Origin of the sequence: Galactobacter caseinivorans (assembly GCF_003640665.1) — a bacterium.
In the GTDB taxonomy this organism is placed as follows: Bacteria; Actinomycetota; Actinomycetes; order Actinomycetales; family Micrococcaceae; genus Galactobacter; species Galactobacter caseinivorans.
In genome coordinates this window covers 205,038-223,191 of record NZ_QQXL01000004.1, presented here as the reverse complement: position 1 = coordinate 223,191, position 18,154 = coordinate 205,038, and the positions used below count along the sequence as shown (strand labels likewise).

The 18,154-nt window shown below is 68.6% G+C and carries 18 protein-coding genes and 1 pseudogene; 12 read left to right on the top strand and 7 right to left on the bottom strand.

The annotated features are described in order from the left end of the window. Position 1 precedes the first annotated feature (1 nt). Both DWQ67_RS08320 and DWQ67_RS08315 read left to right on the top strand, forming a co-directional pair. Entirely contained in the window at positions 2–1,114 is a 1,113-nt protein-coding gene (locus DWQ67_RS08320; protein WP_158595405.1) for an ROK family protein, read from the top strand. Between the two features lie 11 nt (positions 1,115–1,125). Continuing rightward, a complete protein-coding gene (locus tag DWQ67_RS08315) occupies positions 1,126–2,250 on the top strand; it encodes an ROK family transcriptional regulator (RefSeq protein ID WP_121485121.1) in 1,125 nt (374 codons plus the stop codon). Positions 2,251–2,366: 116 nt separating this feature from the next. On the opposite strand, the gene DWQ67_RS08310 is transcribed toward DWQ67_RS08315, so the two are convergent. Continuing rightward, positions 2,367–3,674 (bottom strand): MFS transporter, encoded by a 1,308-nt coding sequence (locus tag DWQ67_RS08310; RefSeq protein WP_158595404.1) that lies wholly within the window; start codon positions 3,672–3,674, stop codon positions 2,367–2,369. 183 nt (positions 3,675–3,857) lie between these two features. Between DWQ67_RS08310 and DWQ67_RS08305 the strand changes: the two genes are divergently transcribed. Continuing rightward, positions 3,858–4,523, top strand: coding sequence for a LysE family transporter (locus tag DWQ67_RS08305; protein ID WP_121485119.1), 666 nt, complete (start codon positions 3,858–3,860; stop codon positions 4,521–4,523). Positions 4,524–4,543: 20 nt separating this feature from the next. On the opposite strand, the gene DWQ67_RS08300 is transcribed toward DWQ67_RS08305, so the two are convergent. Together DWQ67_RS08300 and DWQ67_RS08295 are read right to left on the bottom strand one after the other, a co-directional pair. Beyond that, a complete protein-coding gene (locus tag DWQ67_RS08300) occupies positions 4,544–5,092 on the bottom strand; it encodes a GNAT family N-acetyltransferase (protein WP_121485215.1) in 549 nt (182 codons plus the stop codon). 10 nt (positions 5,093–5,102) lie between these two features. After that, positions 5,103–6,035, bottom strand: a complete 933-nt coding sequence (locus DWQ67_RS08295) for an amidohydrolase family protein (protein ID WP_121485118.1) — start codon at positions 6,033–6,035, stop codon at positions 5,103–5,105. A gap of 77 nt (positions 6,036–6,112) precedes the next feature. On the opposite strand from DWQ67_RS08295, the gene DWQ67_RS08290 reads away from it, so the two are divergent. Genes DWQ67_RS08290 through DWQ67_RS08280 form a run of 3 tightly spaced genes read left to right on the top strand, consistent with a single transcriptional unit; the run spans position 6,113 to position 7,997 of the window. Then, a complete protein-coding gene (locus DWQ67_RS08290; RefSeq protein WP_233555992.1) occupies positions 6,113–6,595 on the top strand; it encodes a GNAT family acetyltransferase in 483 nt (160 codons plus the stop codon). A gap of 35 nt (positions 6,596–6,630) precedes the next feature. Beyond that, the gene (locus DWQ67_RS08285) at positions 6,631–7,374 is read left to right on the top strand and encodes a metallophosphoesterase (RefSeq protein ID WP_121485117.1); all 744 of its coding nucleotides are present in this window, start codon (positions 6,631–6,633) and stop codon (positions 7,372–7,374) included. A gap of 14 nt (positions 7,375–7,388) precedes the next feature. Then, positions 7,389–7,997: a LysE family translocator gene (locus DWQ67_RS08280; RefSeq protein ID WP_121485116.1), complete on the top strand. Its 609-nt coding sequence runs from the start codon at positions 7,389–7,391 to the stop codon at positions 7,995–7,997. Positions 7,998–8,035: 38 nt separating this feature from the next. On the opposite strand, the pseudogene DWQ67_RS08275 reads toward DWQ67_RS08280, so the two are convergent. Next, positions 8,036–8,308, bottom strand: a pseudogene (locus DWQ67_RS08275) (transposase); the annotation flags it as partial. A 353-nt stretch (positions 8,309–8,661) separates the two neighbouring features. Between DWQ67_RS08275 and DWQ67_RS08270 the strand changes: the two are divergent. Continuing rightward, positions 8,662–10,995, top strand: coding sequence for a lamin tail domain-containing protein (locus DWQ67_RS08270; protein ID WP_121485115.1), 2,334 nt, complete (start codon positions 8,662–8,664; stop codon positions 10,993–10,995). Positions 10,996–11,022: 27 nt separating this feature from the next. On the opposite strand, the gene DWQ67_RS08265 is transcribed toward DWQ67_RS08270, so the two are convergent. Both DWQ67_RS08265 and DWQ67_RS08260 read right to left on the bottom strand, forming a co-directional pair. Continuing rightward, positions 11,023–11,508 carry a hypothetical protein gene (locus DWQ67_RS08265; protein WP_121485114.1) on the bottom strand — a complete coding sequence of 162 codons (486 nt, stop codon included), beginning with the start codon at positions 11,506–11,508 and terminating at the stop codon, positions 11,023–11,025. Positions 11,509–11,557: 49 nt separating this feature from the next. Next, positions 11,558–12,862, bottom strand: coding sequence for an MFS transporter (locus tag DWQ67_RS08260; protein WP_199712653.1), 1,305 nt, complete (start codon positions 12,860–12,862; stop codon positions 11,558–11,560). Positions 12,863–13,008: 146 nt separating this feature from the next. Between DWQ67_RS08260 and DWQ67_RS08255 the strand changes: the two genes are divergently transcribed. The 5 genes from DWQ67_RS08255 to DWQ67_RS08235 all read left to right on the top strand — a co-directional run bounded on the left by DWQ67_RS08255 (position 13,009) and on the right by DWQ67_RS08235 (position 16,933). Next, positions 13,009–13,344, top strand: coding sequence for an ArsR/SmtB family transcription factor (locus DWQ67_RS08255; RefSeq protein ID WP_233555991.1), 336 nt, complete (start codon positions 13,009–13,011; stop codon positions 13,342–13,344). A gap of 91 nt (positions 13,345–13,435) precedes the next feature. Beyond that, on the top strand, positions 13,436–13,813 hold the full coding sequence (locus DWQ67_RS08250) for a DMT family transporter (RefSeq protein ID WP_121485113.1): 378 nt from the start codon (positions 13,436–13,438) through the stop codon (positions 13,811–13,813). Further along, on the top strand, positions 13,810–14,136 hold the full coding sequence (locus DWQ67_RS08245) for a DMT family transporter (RefSeq protein ID WP_121485112.1): 327 nt from the start codon (positions 13,810–13,812) through the stop codon (positions 14,134–14,136). Before DWQ67_RS08250 ends, DWQ67_RS08245 begins: the two co-directional genes overlap by 4 nt. Positions 14,137–14,243: 107 nt before the next feature. Further along, positions 14,244–16,199, top strand: coding sequence for a sensor histidine kinase (locus DWQ67_RS08240; protein ID WP_121485111.1), 1,956 nt, complete (start codon positions 14,244–14,246; stop codon positions 16,197–16,199). After that, the gene (locus tag DWQ67_RS08235; protein ID WP_121485110.1) at positions 16,196–16,933 is read left to right on the top strand and encodes a response regulator; all 738 of its coding nucleotides are present in this window, start codon (positions 16,196–16,198) and stop codon (positions 16,931–16,933) included. The genes DWQ67_RS08240 and DWQ67_RS08235 overlap by 4 nt, the downstream gene beginning before the upstream one ends. Before the next feature lie 42 nt (positions 16,934–16,975). Here the strand turns inward: DWQ67_RS08235 and DWQ67_RS08230 are convergent, their stop codons facing one another. Next, a complete protein-coding gene (locus DWQ67_RS08230) occupies positions 16,976–17,914 on the bottom strand; it encodes an endonuclease/exonuclease/phosphatase family protein (protein WP_121485109.1) in 939 nt (312 codons plus the stop codon). Positions 17,915–18,154: the final 240 nt, after the last annotated feature.

Here is an 18,154-nt window from a genome sequence, read left to right as displayed (position 1 = left end):
CGTGTCGCAGATCGACGGAAGTGCCGTCGCGTCCCTTCGACGCTTGAACGCCACCAAGGTGTTGGACGTTCTACGCGGCGAGCCGTATCGGAAGTTCACCGTGCATGAGATGGCGGTCAGCACCGGCCTGTCGCGCCCCACGGTGGGGCGCCTGCTAGAGGATTTTGCGTCCTCCGGATGGGCCCTGATCGCGGAGGGCGTGCCCGGGGCCACCGGCCGCCCGGCTCGCCGCTTCAGCTTTGACCGCAACCGCGGCCTGATTGTCAGTATCGACATTGGCCGCCAAGGTTGCATCGTGCTGGTCTCTGACCTGGTGGGCAATGAGCTGGCCATCAGCGACGAGTTTGGCCTGGACATGCGGGACCCGAACTTTGCCATCTCGCATGCGCTGGACGCGGTGAGCACGGTCTTGGACACGCTCGACGACGCCCCGGAGGTTTTGGGGGTGTGCTTTGCTGCCCCGGTGGCGCTGTCTGAGAGCGGCGTGGTGCTGCACTCGCGGACGGTGCCGGAATGGGTGCGTGCCGACTTCGGTGCCAGGCTGCGGGCGGCCTACCCCGGGCGCCCGCTGGTGATGAACAACGACCTGTTCATCATGGCGGAGGCGGAGCTGCGTTTGGGTGCGCTGCGGGATGCCCAGCAGGGCATGTACGTCTATACCGGGACGTTCACGACCGTGGCACTCACGATCAACGGCAAGGTCCACCGTGGCTTTCGGCAGTTGGCCGGTGAGATTGGCTCGTTGGAGGAGTATCGCTGGCAGGATCAGCTGGACGCCGCGATGGAGAAGGTGGCACCCGGCCTGACCAAGCCCACGTCCTTCCTGGTCAGCGAGGCGGAGTTGGGCAAGACCGCGCCGCGTGAGGCCATCTCCGTCCTGGCGCACGGGGTGTCCCCCGGCATCGTTGACCTTGCGTCCGTGTGGGACCCGGATGTGGTGGTGTTGGGCGGCAGCCTCTCCCGCTCCGACCAGTTCTACCAGCCCATTGAGGCGGCCCTGCAGGAATTCTCTGGTGGTGCCATCACGCTGCGCCGCGAGCAAATGGACTCGCTACGCGCTGCCGCCTATGGCGGTATACACCGCGTCCTCGAGTCCATCGACTGGTCAGCGTGAGAGGACCCACCATGAGCCTGATCGATACCTCAGACGTCACTACTCTGCGACGCTTCAATGCGGAGACCATCCTGGATGTGCTCCGGGCCGAGTCCCGCCGGTGGTTCACCGTCCGCGAGCTGGCCCTGGGCACGGGACTCTCCCGCCCCACGGTGGCGCGCGTTCTGGATGACCTGGCGGGCAACGGCTGGGTCATCTCCGTGGCCGGCACGCCCGGCGAGACCGGCCGCCCCGCCCGCCGCTTTACCTTTAATCGCAGGCGCGGCGTGGTGTTGTCCTATGACAGCGGCAACACCATCTTCCTGGTAGTTGCTTCCGACTTGGCCGGGGAGCCGTTGGCGACCGCCTCGCGCCAAGAGGAGAACATCACCGATCAGAATGCGGTGGTTCCGGTGCTGTGCGAGCTGGCGGATGAGGTGATGGCCAAGGTGCAGATGGACGTCCCCGTCCTCGGCGTTGGCGTTGCCCTTCCCGGCGCCATCAATGAGGCCGGCGTGCTCACCGATTCCGCCTTTGCCCCGACCTGGATTGGCCTTGATCTGCGCCCGCAATTGGAGGAGGCGTTCCCGGATGCGGTGATCTCCCTTGGCCACGATGTGGAGACGACCACCGCCGCGGAGCTCAAGTCCGGAGCGCTGCAGGGCGTGAACTCAGCCCTGCACATCCACTTCCTGGACAAGCCCTCCGCCACGCTGGTGGTGGACGGGCAGTTGGTGCGCGGCGCACGCGGCCTGGCCGGGGTCCGGCCCCGGGCTCGCAAGGGACGCGAGGGCCACTCCAGCGATTGGATGGCGCTGCGGAACGGGCTCTACGAGGGTCACCAGATTCAGCGCATGTCCGCCCTGGTCGCGGCGGCCCAAAGCGGTGACCAGGAGTACATCGACCTGCTCACGCGCTACGCGGAGGGCCTGGCCCCCCGCATCGCGTTCCTGACGCGGGCCATTGATCCCGAGGTGGTGCTGATCGGCGGGCAGATGCTTGCCCTGCCAGAGATCCTGACCGGACCCATGACCCGTGCCATCCGGATCGCGGTGGGCCGCGAGGTTGAGGTGCGCTTGGCCAAGCACCCCTTTGAACAGGCGGCCCCGCTGGGCGGCGTCTACGCGGCGCTCGATGCCATCGAGTGGGTCAGCTGAGCCTCACTGCCCGGCAGGAGGGGCGGCACCCGGGTTTCCCGGGTGCCGCCCCTCCTGCTTTGATGCCCGACGGCGTGTGGCCGGGTCAGCGGACGCCGCTTAAGCCGCGCGTCCGCTCACACCCCGCCAAGCGCCGTCGGGCCGGGGGTGTGCAGCGGCCCCGTGCGCCGGGAGGCCAGGACCGCCAGGCCGCCCAGCGCCGCGGACAGGGAGAGGATGAGGACCAGCGGGCCCAGCTCGGAGCCGCGCTGCAGCATGCCGAGTGCGGCGAGGCCCATGGCGGCGCCCGTGGAGTCCGCCATGTTCAGGGCCGCCGAGTTAAAGCCCTGCCGACTGGGTTCGGAGAGGCGAATCACCATGGTGGACAGGCGCGGATAGGCCAGGCCCATGCCCAGGCCGCCCACGCCCCAGAAGGCGACGAGCGCCCAGACCGGCCAAAGTAGCCCCGTGCTCACGGCCACGCCGGCCAGCGAGAAGAAGACGATGGACACGGCCATCATCAGCAGCGACCTGTCCGGCCACCGCTCCAGGAACCTGCCCTGGATCCAGGAGGCCAGCGCCCAGGTCAGGGCCGCCGCCGTGAGTGCCAGGCCGGAGAGGGCGATGTCCAGGCCGTAGACCTCGTTCAGCAGCAGCGGAAGGAACGCCTCCGCACCAAAGAACGCGGCCGCGATCATGCCGCGCAGCACTACGGCGCCGGGCAGTCCCACCTTCAGGCGGAAGGCTCCTTGGGGCAGCAGCGGGTAGATCAGTGTCAGCACGGCGGCCACCAGGATGATCAGGATGGGCACGCCCCAGCCCGGCGTCTTGCCAACAAAGCCAATCACCAGCACGGCGGAGGCAATCAGCACGGCGCGGACCAGGTCCGGGCCCAGCGGGCGCATGCTCGCCCGCGACTCTTCGGTGAGTGGTTCTTGCGCTGGCAGCCGGCGCAGGGAGGGAATCATGACGAAGGCGGCCAGGGCCACCAGCACCACCACTCCCAGGAAGACCCAGTGCCAGGACCACAGCGTGGCCACGGCCCCAGCAAGGAACGGGCCAATGAGTGAGGGAAGCACCCATCCGGCGGCGAACAGTCCAAAGATGCGCGCGTGCAGGTGCGGGGGGTATAGCCGGGCCACCAGGACGTAGATGGTGACGTTGATGGCGCCTGCTCCCAGGCCCTGAAGAATCCGGCCACCGGTGAAGGTATACATGTCCAGGGAGAGGCCGCAGACCACCAGGCCCAGCGCAAAAAGGATCCCGCCGACCCAGAACGGGCCCTTGGGCCCGCGCCGGTCCGCCCAGCCTCCGGCGCCCACCATGCCCACGATTCCGGTGGCGAGCGGCGCGGCCAGCGCAATGGCGTAGAGGTGATGTCCGTCCAAGTCCTTGGCCACCACCGGCATGATCGTCGCGACGGCAAGGGCCTCAAAAGCGGCCAAAAAGATCAGGGAAAACGAGCCGATCGTTGTGAGTAATAACGGTCGGGAGAAAGGGCTATTCAGATGCTGGGGTGATGAGGGGACAGACACCATTGCAGTCTAGGGCGTGGGGCGGCGGACACCCGGCGGCTAAGATGTTCTGCGGCCCTCGCGGCCATCCCCCCGAACCCAAAGGACCCCCTCATGGACGCCGGCTTCTGGCCCGCCCTGCTCCCCCTGATTCTCGCGTGGGTCATTGGCATGACCTCCCCGGGCCCAGATCTCTTCTTCGTGATCCACCGCTCGCTGGCCGCGTCCCGCCGCGAGGGCATCGCGGCCGCCTGCGGCGTGGCCAGCGGCGTGCTGGTTTGGCTGATCGTGGCGTTCACGGGCCTGGCGGCGCTGATGGCAGCGTTCCCCGCCATCACCGTGGTGATGCAGGTGGTGGGCGGCTTGGTCCTGATCTGGATGGGCGCGCGCACCCTGCAGGGGTGGCGGCGGCGGCGCGTGGCGGTGCCAGAGGAAGGGACCGACGACGCCTCGGGGCGCCTTGGCCTGGCCGTGGCCTACCGTCGGGGCCTGTATACAAACCTCGCCAACCCCAAGTTTGTGATCTACGTTTCCGCGGTTTTTGCACCGTTCATCGCCGATCAACGCCCGCTGTGGCAGACGCTGGTGCTGCTGGCGATGCTGGTGTTCACCACCGTGGCGTGGTTCTCCGTCATAGCGCTGGTGGTGGGGCACCCGCGCCTGCGCGGGCTGGTGGCGCGCTGGACCCATGCCCTGGACGCGGTGGCCGGCGTGGTCTTCATCCTGCTTGGCCTGGGGTTCATTGTGCTGGCCATCGTGGAGACAGTCGGCGCGCACTGAGCGGGCCTCGACCGCGGAAATTACTCCATGGTCGCCGCCAACTCCGGCTCGCTGAGCGCCCGGTTGGCGTAGATGAGCCGGACGGCGTCCGCGTCGGGATTGCCCGCATCCGGGCCGCGGTGTTGCAGGGTGAGTCCCACCTTGCGGGCCACGGCCTCTGATGCCGCGTTGTGTTCCAACAAATAGGCGACCACGGGCACGTCTGGATTCACGCGGGCCGCCTGCTGCACCGCCGCCCTGGACAGCTCCGTGGCCAGCCCGCGCCCCTGCGCTTCCGGGGCAAAGCGGTATCCGAGGTTCCAGAAAGAAGCGTGCGTGCCGCGCAGATCGCAGCCCCCGGAGCCCAACAACGCGCCGCCGTTCGGCTCACGCGCCGTCCACGAACCCAGCCCGTTGCGCTCCCACCCGGCCAGTTTGGCCTCTAGCCACTCCTTGGTGCGGCTCAACTGTGTGAAGCGGCCGCTCGGCAGGTGCCTCCACACGCGCTCATCCGAATACAGCGCGTGGATTTCCTCCAGGTCCGCCTCCGTCACGGGCGCCAGGATCATGTTTTGAGTTCGCAACTCCATGCCTCCCACGCTAGTCCTGGGCCCCGACACCTTGCGCGGGCGTCAGCCCCATCAGCCGCGCCCCGTTGTGCCACAGCACCTGTCGCATCCAGTCATCGCCCACATCCCAGCCGGCCAGGACGCGGAGCTGGTGCGCGTACGAGTGCGGGATGGTGGGGAAATCGCTGCCAAGGACCAGCCGGCGCGCCATGGCACCCCAGCGGCGCAGCACCTGCGCCGGGACCGGCGCGATGGCCTCTGCGTAGTCGGTGCCCACCATGGTGGTGTCCAGGTGCACGCCCGGGAACCGCGCGGCCAGATCGGTAAACTCCGCGTACTCCGGCATGCCAGCGTGCGCAATCACCAGCACCAGCGCCGGGTGCCGCTCCAGCAGCCGCGCCACCGGAGCCGGCCCCGTGAACTCTCCCCCGTGCGGGCCGGATCCGGCGTGGATCACCACCGGTACCTGCGCCGCTTCGAGGAGCCCCCACGCGTCGTCGAGCAGCGGATCATCCGGCGCAAACGCGCCCACCTGGATGTGGATCTTGAAGATGCGGGCGCCCGCCGCGAGGGCAGCCTGCACGTCCGCCGCGGCGCTCGGCTCCGGGAAGAAGGTGCCCGAATGCACTGCCGATCGATGCTGCGCCGCGAACCGGGCCGAGTACTCATTCAGCCACGCCGCCATCCCCGGCCGGTGCGCGTAATTGAGCGTGGGGTAGGCCCGCACGCCCAGCGCCTCCAGGGTTCGCACACGCTGCGCCTCGTCGCCGCGATAAGTAATGGGCCAGGGCGCGTGGCCGTGATCCTGGACCGTGTCGAAGTAGTCCCACACCTTGCATTGCACGTTGTGCGGCATGAAATGCACGTGCACATCCGCCAGGCCGGGAAGGCCCAGCGCCTGCAGATAGGCGGGAATCTGCGCGTCGGCGGCCGGTCCGGGGGTGGTGCTAGGAGTGCTCGTCATCTGGCCAGGCTAGCGCCCACGGCCGGGCGCGCAACGGGTACCGTGACCGCTTTGGAGCGGGAACCGAGGGGGCGCACATGGAGATGGTCGTGGAGTTGGGTGCAGAGCACGCTGAGGCGGCCGCGGCGCTGTGGGCGGAGGCGGGTTTGGTGCGTCCCTGGAACGATCCGCAGGGAGATTTTCTGCGCGCCGTTTCCGGGCGCACATCCGCGGTGCTGGGGGTGATCGGCATGCTCGACGACGCCGGTGCCGGGACCGCGGAGCCGGTTCCGGCGCTGCGCGGGACCGCCATGGTGGGTGCGGACGGGCACCGCGGCTGGGTCTACTACGTGGCCGTGCGGCCACAAGATCGTGGTCAGGGACTCGGCGCGCTGCTCATGGCAGCCGCCGAGGACTGGCTGCGACAGGCCGGGGCACCCAAGGTGCAGTTGATGGTGCGCACCACCAACGCGGCCGTGGTGGGGTTCTACGAGCGGCTGGGCTACGCGGACCAGCACACGTCCGTGCTGGGCAAGTTCCTTGACCCCGAGCTGGAGGCGCTGCGCCGCTCGCACGGGTGAGCGCCTGGGGATGGCGCTGGCGCTAGGGTAGGGCCATGTTGACGATCGCGCAGATCAGCGACCCGCACCTTGACCTTTCGCCGGAGCGACTCCGACGCTTTACTGCCGTGCTGCGCCAGATCCAGGCCCTGCCGCATGTCGACGCGCTCCTGGCCAGTGGCGACCTCGCGGATCACGGGCTTGCCGCGGAGTATCAGAGCTTCTTCGCCGCCCTGCCTGCTCGCGTCCCCACCCTCGCTGTGCCCGGCAATCACGATCTGGCCGCCCCCATGGCGCAGGCGCTGGCCGCGGCGGGATTGCCGCCCATCTCCCATGCCACTCTGCAGCTGGAAGGGCTCACCGTGGTGGGGCTGGACACCCATACGGATGGGCGCGATGACGGGCTCCTCACTGCGGCTACGTTGGACGCTGCCCGCGCACAGATGGCCGCGGCGCCGGGCCCGGTCGCGCTCATGATGCACCACCCGCCGGTTCCGGTGGGGCACCACATCGTGGACGAGCACTTTGCCCTGACGAACCCGCAGGACCTGGAGGCGCTGGTCCGCGAGTTCCCGCGGGTGATCGCCGTCCTCACCGGGCACGTGCATACAGCCTTCTCCACGATGATTGCGGGAGTGCCGGTGCTGGGTGCCCCCGGCATTGTTTCCACGATGCGGCTCGGCAGCCGCACGGACCCCATCGCTGACCCGGACGCCCTGCCCGGTTTTGCGCTCCACACTGTCCGCGGCACCCACATCGGCACCGTCTTTCACACCCTGAGCCCGCAGGAACTGCGCTGATCCTCGCGACCTTCATGAGCCTTCTGCCCTTCGTGCTCACGCCCGGAGCCAGCTTTGCGCTGACCGTCAACGCCGCAGCAACGGGCGATCGCCGCGCCGGCTTGCGAGTCACGCTTGGCACGGCCATGGGCCTGGCGCTGATCGCTGCGGTCGCAGGGCTGAGCGGACTGGGCGCTTTTGTTGCCTCCCACGAGCTGATCCGCGCATGGTTCCAGCTCCTTGGCGGCGCGCTACTCTTCGGCTTTGGCGCCGTTCCCCTCATCAAAACCTGGAGGGCTCGCAACAGAACGGAGCCGAGGCCCAGCGCACCGCACCCCACACGGCTGATGGGTTGGGCTTTCGTCGCCGTCGTGACAAACGTGAAGGCGCTCGCCATTTATCTGATTGTTGTGCCGCCGCTTCTTTCTCCCACCGCGCCCCAGCTTGGCTCCTACGCGACGGTCGCGGCCATCCACTCCGGCATGGTCCTGCTCTGGCTCTGCCTCATCACAGCCCTGATCACCCGTACGCCAGCCATCGCGCGCAACCCACGCGTCACGCTCAACCTGCAGCTCGCCTCCAGCGCGGCGCTGCTCCTCCTGGGTGCCCAGAGCATCGCGACCGGGTTCCTCGAACTGGGCTGACTAGATGTATGAGGGCGAGAAGTTCCCTACACGCTGTGGGTGCGGCGGATGCCGTAAAGCGGGTCGCCAGATCGGCCGCGGTGCCCAAGGGTGTCGTGTTGGACGCGCTGACGGCATCGGTCCAGACTGTCCCCGGCGAGCCACTGTTTGAAGACCGCCTTCGAACGATCCTCGACCATGTCCAACAGTCCCGCCGGGCCGGTGTTGTTCCGGGTGGGGGTGAGGTCGATGATCACGGTGACGTACTTGTCGCCCTTGCGAGCGTGAGGCCAGACGTGCTCATCAACCCCGATTGTGGTGACACCAACGAATGAAGGTCCCGACCGGTAAACCGATCGGGACCTTCTTCATCACTCGCACCCTTGAGGTACTTACGAAGATAATCAGCCGCCCTGGGAACCATCTGTGCGCTCCCCCGGCAAGGGCGGGGAGTCCGGTGAACGCTCGGTGACGCGCCCGCAACGCCAGCACGCGGCGCCCGGCAATTCGTTGAAGGCTCCGCACTCCGGGCACACCCGGTGCAGCCAGCAAACCTCGTCTCCCATGGCCCCATCCAGCCACCACCGCGTGCGTTAGGCAAGCCCCCTACCACCCGCCCGCCGCGCTTCACCTTCCGTTTACCCGCCGCCAGGATGCATTCACTCGTGCACGTCAAGCTGGGCCCATGCCCGCCTCGCATCGCACCCCTGCCCACCGTCCCCAGGCATCCTTCGCACCAGCACCCCGCACCGTGGCTCGCCGCGCCGCGCCGGTACTCACCGTCGTCGCGCTCTTGCTCGGTTCCACCGTTGGCCTGGGGAGCCTGCCCGCCGTCGCGGCGGACGCGCCCGCACTGCCCGCCCCGGTCATCAACGAGGTGGAGTCCAACGGCGACGACGTGGACTGGGTGGAGCTGGGCAACCCCGGCACTGCGCCGCTTGATCTGACCGGCTACGTCTTGACGGACTCGGAGCCGGCCAAGAGCGGGCACTCTTACACACTGCCCGCGGGAAGCGTGATTGCCCCCGGCGGGCTGCTGGGGATCGACGGCGTGCAGGCCCAGCGCCCGGGCTTCCCCTTTGGTCTGGGCGGCCAGGACGCCGTGCGGCTCTACGCCCCGGGCACCGACCCGGCGGCGGCGGACATCAAGCCTCTCGTGGAGTACTCCTGGGAGTCCCACGCGAGCACCAGCTACGGGCGCTGCCCAGACCTGACGGGTGAGTTCGGCACCACCACCCGCACCACGCGCGGCACCACAAACGACTGCAGCTCGCCCCTGGTCATCAACGAGGTGGAATCTGACGGCGGCAATCCTGGCGACTGGATTGAGCTGTTCAACACCGGCTCAGGCACCGTGGACGCGGGCGGCCTGGTCCTGAAGGACAACGACGATTCCCACGCCTACACCCTGCCCAAGGGCACCGAGGTGGCAGCGGGCGGCTTCCTGCGCGTGGATGAGTCCCAGCTGGGCTTTGGCCTGGGCAAGGCAGATTCCGCTCGGCTCTTTGGCGCCGGCGGGACGGTGCTTGATTCCTACACCTGGGCCGCGCACGCCGCCACCAGCGACGGCCGCTGCCCGGACGGAACCGGCAAATTTGCGCCGACCACCTCCCCCACGCCCGGCACGGCCAACGCGTGCGCCACGGAGGGCGGGGATGGGATCACGGCCGGCCCCTGGCCCGGCGGCGACTCGGTGCGCACCTTGGATGCCGCGGATGAGAAGCGCGGGGACTGGAGCGGCCTGGACATCGAGCCAGCCAAGGGTTCCGGCCCCGGTGCTCTCTGGGCGGTCCAGAACGGCGACGGCGAGCTGTACCGCATGGATTCGCCCGACGCCGGCGCCTCCTGGGCGCGCTCGCTCGGCTTTGAGCTGCGCTACCCGGACGGAACGGGAACCGTGGACGCCGAGGGCGTCACCACCACCTCCGGCGGATCCGCGGCCGGCATCTACGTCTCCACGGAGCGCGACAACGACAACAAGGGCGTCTCCCGCCCAGCGGTGCTGCGGTACTCGCTGCCCGCCGGCGCGACCGGCGCGGAGAAGCCGGGCACGCCGGCGTCGGGCACAGCTGCCGGGGACACCCCGGTACTGAACGCGGCCGCCGAGTGGAACCTGGCCAAGGACTTCCCCGGCCTGGGCGCCAACGCCGGGCTGGAGGGCATCACCTGGATCCCGGACTCCTGGCTGACCAAGCGCGGCTTCCGCGACGAGGCGCGCGGCGCCACGTACTCCCCCGCCAACTACCCCGGCCACGGCGACGGCCTCTTCGCCGTGGGCGTGGAGGGCACCGGCTCGGTGTACCTGTACGCGCTCATGGACTCCGGCGCCTTCCAGCGCGTGGCCACCATCAAGACGGGCCTGGAGGTGGTCGCGGACGTGCAGTTTGACGCTGACAGGAACCGGCTCTGGGCAGTGTGCGACGACGCGTGCAACGGTCGGATCGCGACGTTCGGCTTGGGTGCCGAGGCGGCTCCCAAGGCCAAGGCGGCAGCTGCGCCCGCCGCTGCCGGGACCTTTGCCCGCACGGCGCTGTACGAGCGCCCCGCCAAGACCGCCAACTTCGGCAACGAAGGCTTCGCGATTGCGCCGCTCTCCGCCTGCAAGAACGGCGCCGTGCCCACGTACTACGCCGATGACAACAACACCGACGGCCACTCGCTGCGCACGGGAACGCTGAGCACCACCTGCCCCACCAAGCCGGTGAAGCCCACCAAGCCCACCCCGGATCCCACCACTACGGACCCGAGCGAGACCGGGACATCCGGCACGTCGGGAGGAGACGACGAAGCGGGGCGGGGCAACGATGCTGGGCGGGGCACCGATGCGAAAGAAGCCAGTCAGGAGGGCGGGGCGCCGGATGCCGAGGCCTCCCAGGCGGGTTCTGTGGCCGCCGGTGCTCAGCGTGACGGGCTGGCTGCTACTGGTTCCGAGACCTGGCCGTGGGTGGTGGGCGGCGGCGCGCTGGTGCTGATCGGCTTGTCCCTGCTGGCCAAGCGCAGCGCCCGCACCAGAGACTAACGTCCCGGCTCCTGCCGGCGTGGGCCCCTACTCCTCGTCTGGTGTGGGTGAAATGATCTGGCGTCGATACTCCAGGAAGCGCTCGAAGTTACCAGAGAGCGCCTCTTGGAGTTCCGCGGCGCTGTTCACCCAAGCGGTGGACCCGTAGGGGGAAACGAAGCTGGAGTCGAAAACTCCGCCTGGGACCAGATTGTCCGGCTCGCCTTGGGGATTGACGATCACGAAGCCGCCCGCGACGCACAGGTCATAGATGAACACGGTCTCCTCATCGGAGAGCGTCGCGTGGTTGATGTTCCCGGTGACCGGCTCGCTCTGGTCCAAGAGGTTCAGATAGAGCTCGCTCTGATACCCCTCGAAGGACAGGGGCGCCCCGGATTGATCCACCATAACGGCGGTGCTGAGGTCCGGCACCTGGTGCAAACGGTGCCTGTCCAGGAAGGCGGCCAGCCCTGCCCGGTCCGCGTCGTAGGTCTCTTGGCCGTTCACCCGCATGAAGTACAAGTCGAATCCCATGCGGTCAGGGTACCCACGGCGCCCCACGCATCGCGAGGAAGGGGTGGAACTATCTTTTGGCGGTCAGCGGCTGCGTCTCAGCGGAGACGTTGACGGAGTTCCTGGACTGGCGGGAAGCTGCCCTGGAGAGCACCACAAAGACGGCGCCCAGAAGAAAAACCAGTGCCATCATGGCCAGCCCTGCGGTCACCAGACCGTCGCGATAGACCCAGGGGTGGCCGGTGGCCCCGGACGCGGTCAACGCGCCGGCAGAGCCCGGTAAGGCATGAGTAATCACGGCTGAGAGGACCGCGGCGTAGGCGGCCACAAAGACCGCCTCTGATCCGATGCGGAACAGGTTAAGGACTCCGGAGGCGGCCCCGGCGCGGTCCTTCGGCACCGCGGCCAAGGCCTCGGCGTCCACAAAGCCCAGCGGTAGGCCAAAGCCGAGTCCCAGCAGGATCATGGGGAGCACACCGAGCACCACGGGAAGATCTGGGCGCAGCAAGAGCAACACGCCCACCCCGCCACCCAGGAGGCAGGCAAAGGACGCCAGCACCACGGGCACGGGGGTGACCCGGCCGGAACGCATCACGCGGTGCACCACGCTCGGGGCAAGCAGAACTGGAACGGTCATGATCAGCATGAGCGCCCCGACCACCCCGGAAGCAAGGCCGTGGATCGCCTGCAGGGCACTGGGCAGATAGGTCAGGAACGTGACAAATCCGACGGCTCCAGCCACGGGAACCAACGCCATGGCCAGGAATCTTGGCGCCCTCATGGCAGAGAAATCAAAGAGCTGGCCCCGGGAAGTGGTGCCGCGCCCAAAACGAGGCAGCCACACGGATCCCAGCAGCGCGATCAGCAGCACCGCGGTGTGCGCCGCAAAGATGCCGCGCCACCCCCACGCGGAGAGCAACAGGCCGCACAGTGCGGGGCCGGCCGCCAGGCCCAGACCGTTAATGGTGCCGAAGAGCGCAAAGGCCTTGGCGCGCTTGGCGCCGTCGAAGAGCCGGGAAATGAGCGGGGCAGCGCCCGTAAGAACGGCGGCGGAACCGATGCCCGCGATCACCCTGCCCGCGTCGAGCATGGCCACGGTGGGAGCCAAGGCGCTGACCGCGCCGCCTGCGGCGGTCATCACGATGCCGATGCGGAACGTGCGACTGTAGCCGATCCGGTCCGAGCCGGCGCCCCAGAGGATGGTGCAGATCGCGAAGGAGACGTTGAAGCCGTTGACCACCCACTGCAATGGGGTCGGGGCGGATCCCAGCTCCGCGGCGATGCTGGGCAGCGCGACGGCCGTGCCGGAGATGGAGAGCGGGATCACGAACTGCGCAAGCAGGATCACGGTCAGCGATAGCTGGGCTTTGGGCATGGGTGGCTCCTCCGGCGGGCACGTTGCGAGTTCGATGAATCTCAGAGGTTCGACGTATGGCGAACCTCAACCAGAATGCCCCCTTCGCAGGTACGATGCAAGTAGAACCTTCAGAAACGAGTGATGTAACGCAAGGAGGCAGCGTCGTGGCGAACCCAGCAGGGGCACCAGCGGTGGCAGAATCGCTGGAGCCGGAGGACATCGAGCTGGGCCCTGTGCTCTCGGCCTTGGCGGATCCGCACCGGCGGCACGTCATCCACGAGCTGGTCAACGACACCGACGGCAGCGAACGCCCCTGCACCAGCTTTGGGTTGGACCTGTCCAAGTCCACCCGGAGCCATCACTTCAAGGTGTTGCGCCAAGCGGGCCTGGTGCACCAGGTGGATCGGGGAAATCGCAGCGGCGTGACCCTACGCCGGGCTGACCTGGACGCGCGCTTCCCCGGGCTGCTCAGCCTGATTGGTAGCGAAAAAGAAAGCTAAAGTCTGCCAGCAAGCGACCCGCCTCACAGCGCGAAGACACCCCGATCCAGGACAATATTCTGTGTGGCCCGCCGGGCCGGAACGGGGTCACATGAAGAACTGGTTGCTGCTCTCCGGCGCCATCCTCACAGAGGTGGCCGGTTCGCTGGGACTCAAGGCAGCGACGTCGGACCCTTGGTTTTACCTCCTGGTCGTCGCCGGATACGCGTGCGCCTTTGCGCTGCTGGGCGCCGTGCTGCGCGGCGGCATGAAGCTGGGCGTGGCCTACGGCGTGTGGGGCGCGAGCGGCGTGGCGCTGACCGCGGTGCTCTCCTGGGCCCTCTTCGCGGAACCGCTGACCTGGGTCATGATGATCGGCATTGTCCTCATCGTCGGCGGCGTGCTGCTGGTGGAGATGGGCTCCGGCTCGCACGGCAAGGCCGCGGCGGAACGTGCCACGGAACCCGCGGCAGAGGCGGGCGTCGCATGATCTGGCTCCTGCTCAGCGCCGCCATTGTGTGCGAGGTCGGCGCGACCCTCTGCCTGCGCATGGCCTCCATGGAGGGCGCCAAACCGATCTGGTACGCGCCCGTGGGGCTGGGCTACCTGCTCGCCTTCACCTCGCTGGCCCTGGCGCTGGGGCACGGCATGCCGCTGGGCGTGGCCTACGGCATCTGGGCGGCGGCCGGCGTCGCCCTCACCGCGCTGGTGAGCCACTGGCTGTTCAAGGAGCGCCTGACCCGCACCATGCTGGCCGGAATTGGGCTCATCATCGTGGGCGTGCTCCTGGTGGAGCTCGGCGCGCGGCACTGACGCGCCGGCTGGGGCACAGCACCCCTGCCCGACGCCGCGTTCAACCTTTTGTCTGAAGTCTCACTTTGGCGCTTCGCTGGCGACGGCGCGCCGTCTAGTTTGAAGGCATGAAGACAAAGATTCGGACGCCGCGGTTCTTCTCCCGCTGGCTCAGCGCCGGTCCCGTTGGAGTTCTCAACGGCATTGGAGTGGGCGTGAGCGTGATTCTTCTGATCACGAATCCGCTGGCCCTTCCGTGGGGCACTCCCCAGGCTGGCTGGTCCGCCCTCATCCTGATGGGCACCGCCGCGCTGGCGGTCTTCACGGCACCGCGCCTGCCTTGGGTTTCCGCGGTGTTGGTCGTGGCCGCACTCGCGCCGCAGGCACTGGAGTGGACATGGCCCATGCAGGGCGGCGGCGACATCGCTGGTCTCGCCATGATCTTGCTTGCGTTCACTCTGCAGACTGCCTCACGCCACGCCACCGCGCTCAGCCGAGTGGTGAGCCTCGTGGCCGCCAGCGCCACTGCCATGCTGCTGTCCTTTATTACCCTGTGGCGGGCCCAGGACTTCCTCAACGCCCAATACTTGAGTGAAAACCCCGAGGGATTCACCACCAGGGTGTACCCCGAAGACGACGTGGACCAGACCGGGCCCAGCCGGCTCGAGACCTTTGACCCCGGCTCCGGCCAGGACAGCTGGCTCACGAACGGCCCGTACGTGGCCGCTCACTTCATGCTCCTGTTTGGCCTGTGCTTGGCCCTCGGGTACGCGATCCATGCCGCTCAACGCCGCTTCGACGCCAGGCAGGGCTGGCGCTCCCTGCGCCCCTCAGTCCCGCAGGCGTTCTTCGCCGCCGTCGCCGCCCTGGTGGTCTTCAATGTGCTGATGAGTGACGCCTATACCAGCGGGAATCCCGGACAGTTCGTGAGCATTGTGGCTGTTGGGGTCGGCGCCCTCGTCGTCTTTCGCCGGCCCCGCGCTGGGTTGTGCATCGTGGCCGCAGCACTGCTGATCGCCCTGATCACCTCCTGGCCCATCGGGTGGGTCGTGGAGCCCATACAAATCGGATGGCCCTCCCTGCTGGCGCTGGCCGTTGCCGCAGCCACGCTGCCCCGCGGGCGCGCCTGGTGGTGGTGGATCGGCAGCGCGGCCGGCGTCTTCGCGCTCTGGATGGGCTGCGGCGTGACCCGCTTCAACTTGGCGGACCTGCTCCGCCTCACCACACCCGGGCCTGAAGGAGACACCTTCAGCATCTACAGCTTCGTGGTCGCCACCCTCAGTTCCCTCTTGATTGCCGCCGTCGCCGTGGCGCTGGGCTTCTCCGCGCAGCTCTGGATGCGCTACCGAGCCTCGCGGGCCCAGCTGGCGGCGGCCAAGCAAGAACTGGAGGTCTCCGAGGAACGCCGAGCCCTGGCGGACGAGCGCCGCTCCATCGCCGGAGACGTCCACGACGTCCTGGCCCACTCCCTCACCGTGATCGTTGCCCAGGGCGAGGGCGCCCTTGTCAGCGGCAATCACGAGCGCGACACCGCGGTGCGCAACATGGTGGAGGTGGCCCGGGCCTCGCTCCGGGACGTCCGTGCGCTGATTGAGCGCCTGGACGGCGAGGACACCGACCTCCCCTCCCCTGGTTTGGGCGACCTCCCGGCTCTGATCGAGACCTTCCGCAGCGCGGGCCTGCCCGTGGAATTGCGCGAATTCGGCGAGCGCACACCGCTGGGAGACGCCAATCAACTCGCCGTCTTCCGGATAGCCCAGGAGTCCCTCACCAACTCCCTCAAGCACGGCGGGCGCGGCGCCAACGCGGTGCTCACCCTGGATTGGCGCGGCTCCGAGTCCGGCCTGGCGCTCACTCTGGCCTCCACGATCGGGACGGTGCTTGAGCCCGCACCGGGCAACGGCATGGGGATCGAGGGCATGCGCACGCGCGCCGCGGTGGCCGGCGGCTGGCTCAGTGCGGGCCCGACGACGCGGGAAGACTCTGCGGATCACTCCGGCGAGGAGGCCGTCGAAGCGGCTGACGGCTGGCTGGTCACGGCCCAGATCCCGGCCGCCAAGGAACTGGCGGAGGTGCTGCGATGAGCACCCAACCCGGCCACGCGGCGCAAGGCATCACGGCCACAGACGCACCCGCTGACGCAAGCGGCGTACCCGCGGCACCCGCGCGGATCCTGGTCGTGGACGACCAGCCTCTCTTTGCCCAGGGCCTGACCCTGGTCCTGAATGCCCAGGCGCATGTGGAGGTGGTGGGGCAGGCGTCCAACGGGACGGAGGCGCTGGAACTGATCGCGGAGCTGCGCCCGGACGCTGTGCTGTTGGACCTGCGCATGCCCGGAATGAGCGGGCTTCAGGTGCTGGCGCGGCTGCGCGAGGGCGGCGATCTGACCCCTGTCGTGGTCCTCACCACGCTGCGCCACGAGCGCGCTGTGTACGAGGCGCTGCACCGCGGCGCGGCCGCGTTCCTCACCAAGGACGCGCCGCCTGCACTGTTACTGGAGACGCTGGGCAGGGTGCTCGACGGCGATACGGCCGTGGGTGCCCCGGAGTTGCGCCGGGTGCTGGAGAAGCACGGCGCAGACCTTCCGCTCCCAGCGCCGCTGCTGCCGGAGCTGACCGAGCGCGAGCGCGCCGTGTTCCTGCTGTGCGCGCGGGGGCTGTCCAACCAGGAGATCGCGGAGAGTGAATACGTCACGCTCGCGACCGTGAAGAGCCAAGTCAGCGCGATCCTGCGCAAGCTGGGGCTGGCTTCGAGGGTGCAGCTGGCGGTGTACGCCTACGAGAACCACATCACGCGGCCCGCACTGGATGGGGACTGAGCCGGGGTTTGGCCGGGCGGCTCCGGATGCAGTTCGGTCCGGTTACTCTCCGGCGAGGACCGCACCCACTCCGCGGTGGTCCGTCCCGGCGATCTCGAACGTGGCCCAGGAGCGGGTCTCCAACTGCGCCGTGAGCAGGTGATCTATCTGCGTGAAGGCAGGGACGGTGGCCCCGCTTGGCCAGGTGGGCAAGGGGATGACTCCGGCGTCGGAGGCCGAATCCGCCAGCCCCTCCGCCGCTTCCCTGAAGGCGGGGTGGGCCTGGGAGGCGTTGAAGTCCCCCGCCATCACGAGCGGTAGGTCCCGGTGCGAGCGCTGCCACTGCCCCAGCTCCCGCAGGTCCGTGCGCCACTGTTGCGCGCCCCCACTGGTGGGAGGCAAGGTGTGCACCGCCGCCAGGCGCACGGGCTTCCCCTTGGGTGGGGTGAGCACGGCGACGCGTTGTTCAAAGCGGCTGCCCCCGGCAGGCCAGATGCTGCTTTCCTCGGTCAGGGGGACCGCGGCAATGATCGCGGTGCCGGTAGAGCCGGACCGTGGCAGCGTGCCCGTGCGGTGCGGGAGCAGTTCCTTCATGTCCGGTTCTTTCATCAACCTGCCCACCCAGCCCTCGGTGGCCTCCGTGATCGCCACCGCCACGGGCCTACTCTCACGAATCTTCCGAGCCGTGGCCTCCACATCCGCCTGACCCAGCTCCACGTTCAGGCTCAGGACCGCAAAGGTGTGCCGGTCCTGCCCCTGCGGGATGGCCGCCGCGACCTGGCCGCGGGGCGGGTGGACCGCCGCAGGGACGGCCGCCATCACGGTGGCGAGGAGCAAGATGAGCGCCGCCACCCACCGCCGGAACACCGCAAAGCCAAAGACCACCAGGATCGCGGCACAGCACAGGAGCGGCAGCAGCGCCTGCATCACCGGCACCGCACTCCCGCCCATCCCGTCCACCTGCGGAAGCACGGCCAACGCCGCGCCAAGAACCAACGCCACACACCAGGAGAGAACGCGCCGAGGCCGGTGGGGTACGGCCGGCCGTGACCCGCTACGCGCCGCAGGCCGATCCCAAGAAATACTCATCCCACCATGCTCCCCGCAACACACGGCCGCCGCATCAGACCACGGTGGCCACAGTGTCTGGTCCCTGGGGAGGGGACAGGCCAGACTGGGGGTGAGCCCGGCACCCCATGACGAACCACGGACCACGAACCACGAACCACCCAAGCGAGGACA

Coding starts and splice junctions, on each gene's coding strand:
- DWQ67_RS08315 (WP_121485121.1), top strand. CDS start 1,126: ATGAGCCTGATCGATACCTCAGACGTCACTACTCTGCGACGCTTCAAT.
- DWQ67_RS08305 (WP_121485119.1), top strand. CDS start 3,858: ATGGACGCCGGCTTCTGGCCCGCCCTGCTCCCCCTGATTCTCGCGTGG.
- DWQ67_RS08300 (WP_121485215.1), bottom strand. CDS start 5,092: ATGGAGTTGCGAACTCAAAACATGATCCTGGCGCCCGTGACGGAGGCG.
- DWQ67_RS08295 (WP_121485118.1), bottom strand. CDS start 6,035: ATGACGAGCACTCCTAGCACCACCCCCGGACCGGCCGCCGACGCGCAG.
- DWQ67_RS08290 (WP_233555992.1), top strand. CDS start 6,113: ATGGAGATGGTCGTGGAGTTGGGTGCAGAGCACGCTGAGGCGGCCGCG.
- DWQ67_RS08285 (WP_121485117.1), top strand. CDS start 6,631: ATGTTGACGATCGCGCAGATCAGCGACCCGCACCTTGACCTTTCGCCG.
- DWQ67_RS08280 (WP_121485116.1), top strand. CDS start 7,389: ATGAGCCTTCTGCCCTTCGTGCTCACGCCCGGAGCCAGCTTTGCGCTG.
- DWQ67_RS08270 (WP_121485115.1), top strand. CDS start 8,662: ATGCCCGCCTCGCATCGCACCCCTGCCCACCGTCCCCAGGCATCCTTC.
- DWQ67_RS08265 (WP_121485114.1), bottom strand. CDS start 11,508: ATGGGATTCGACTTGTACTTCATGCGGGTGAACGGCCAAGAGACCTAC.
- DWQ67_RS08260 (WP_199712653.1), bottom strand. CDS start 12,862: ATGCCCAAAGCCCAGCTATCGCTGACCGTGATCCTGCTTGCGCAGTTC.
- DWQ67_RS08250 (WP_121485113.1), top strand. CDS start 13,436: ATGAAGAACTGGTTGCTGCTCTCCGGCGCCATCCTCACAGAGGTGGCC.
- DWQ67_RS08245 (WP_121485112.1), top strand. CDS start 13,810: ATGATCTGGCTCCTGCTCAGCGCCGCCATTGTGTGCGAGGTCGGCGCG.
- DWQ67_RS08240 (WP_121485111.1), top strand. CDS start 14,244: ATGAAGACAAAGATTCGGACGCCGCGGTTCTTCTCCCGCTGGCTCAGC.
- DWQ67_RS08235 (WP_121485110.1), top strand. CDS start 16,196: ATGAGCACCCAACCCGGCCACGCGGCGCAAGGCATCACGGCCACAGAC.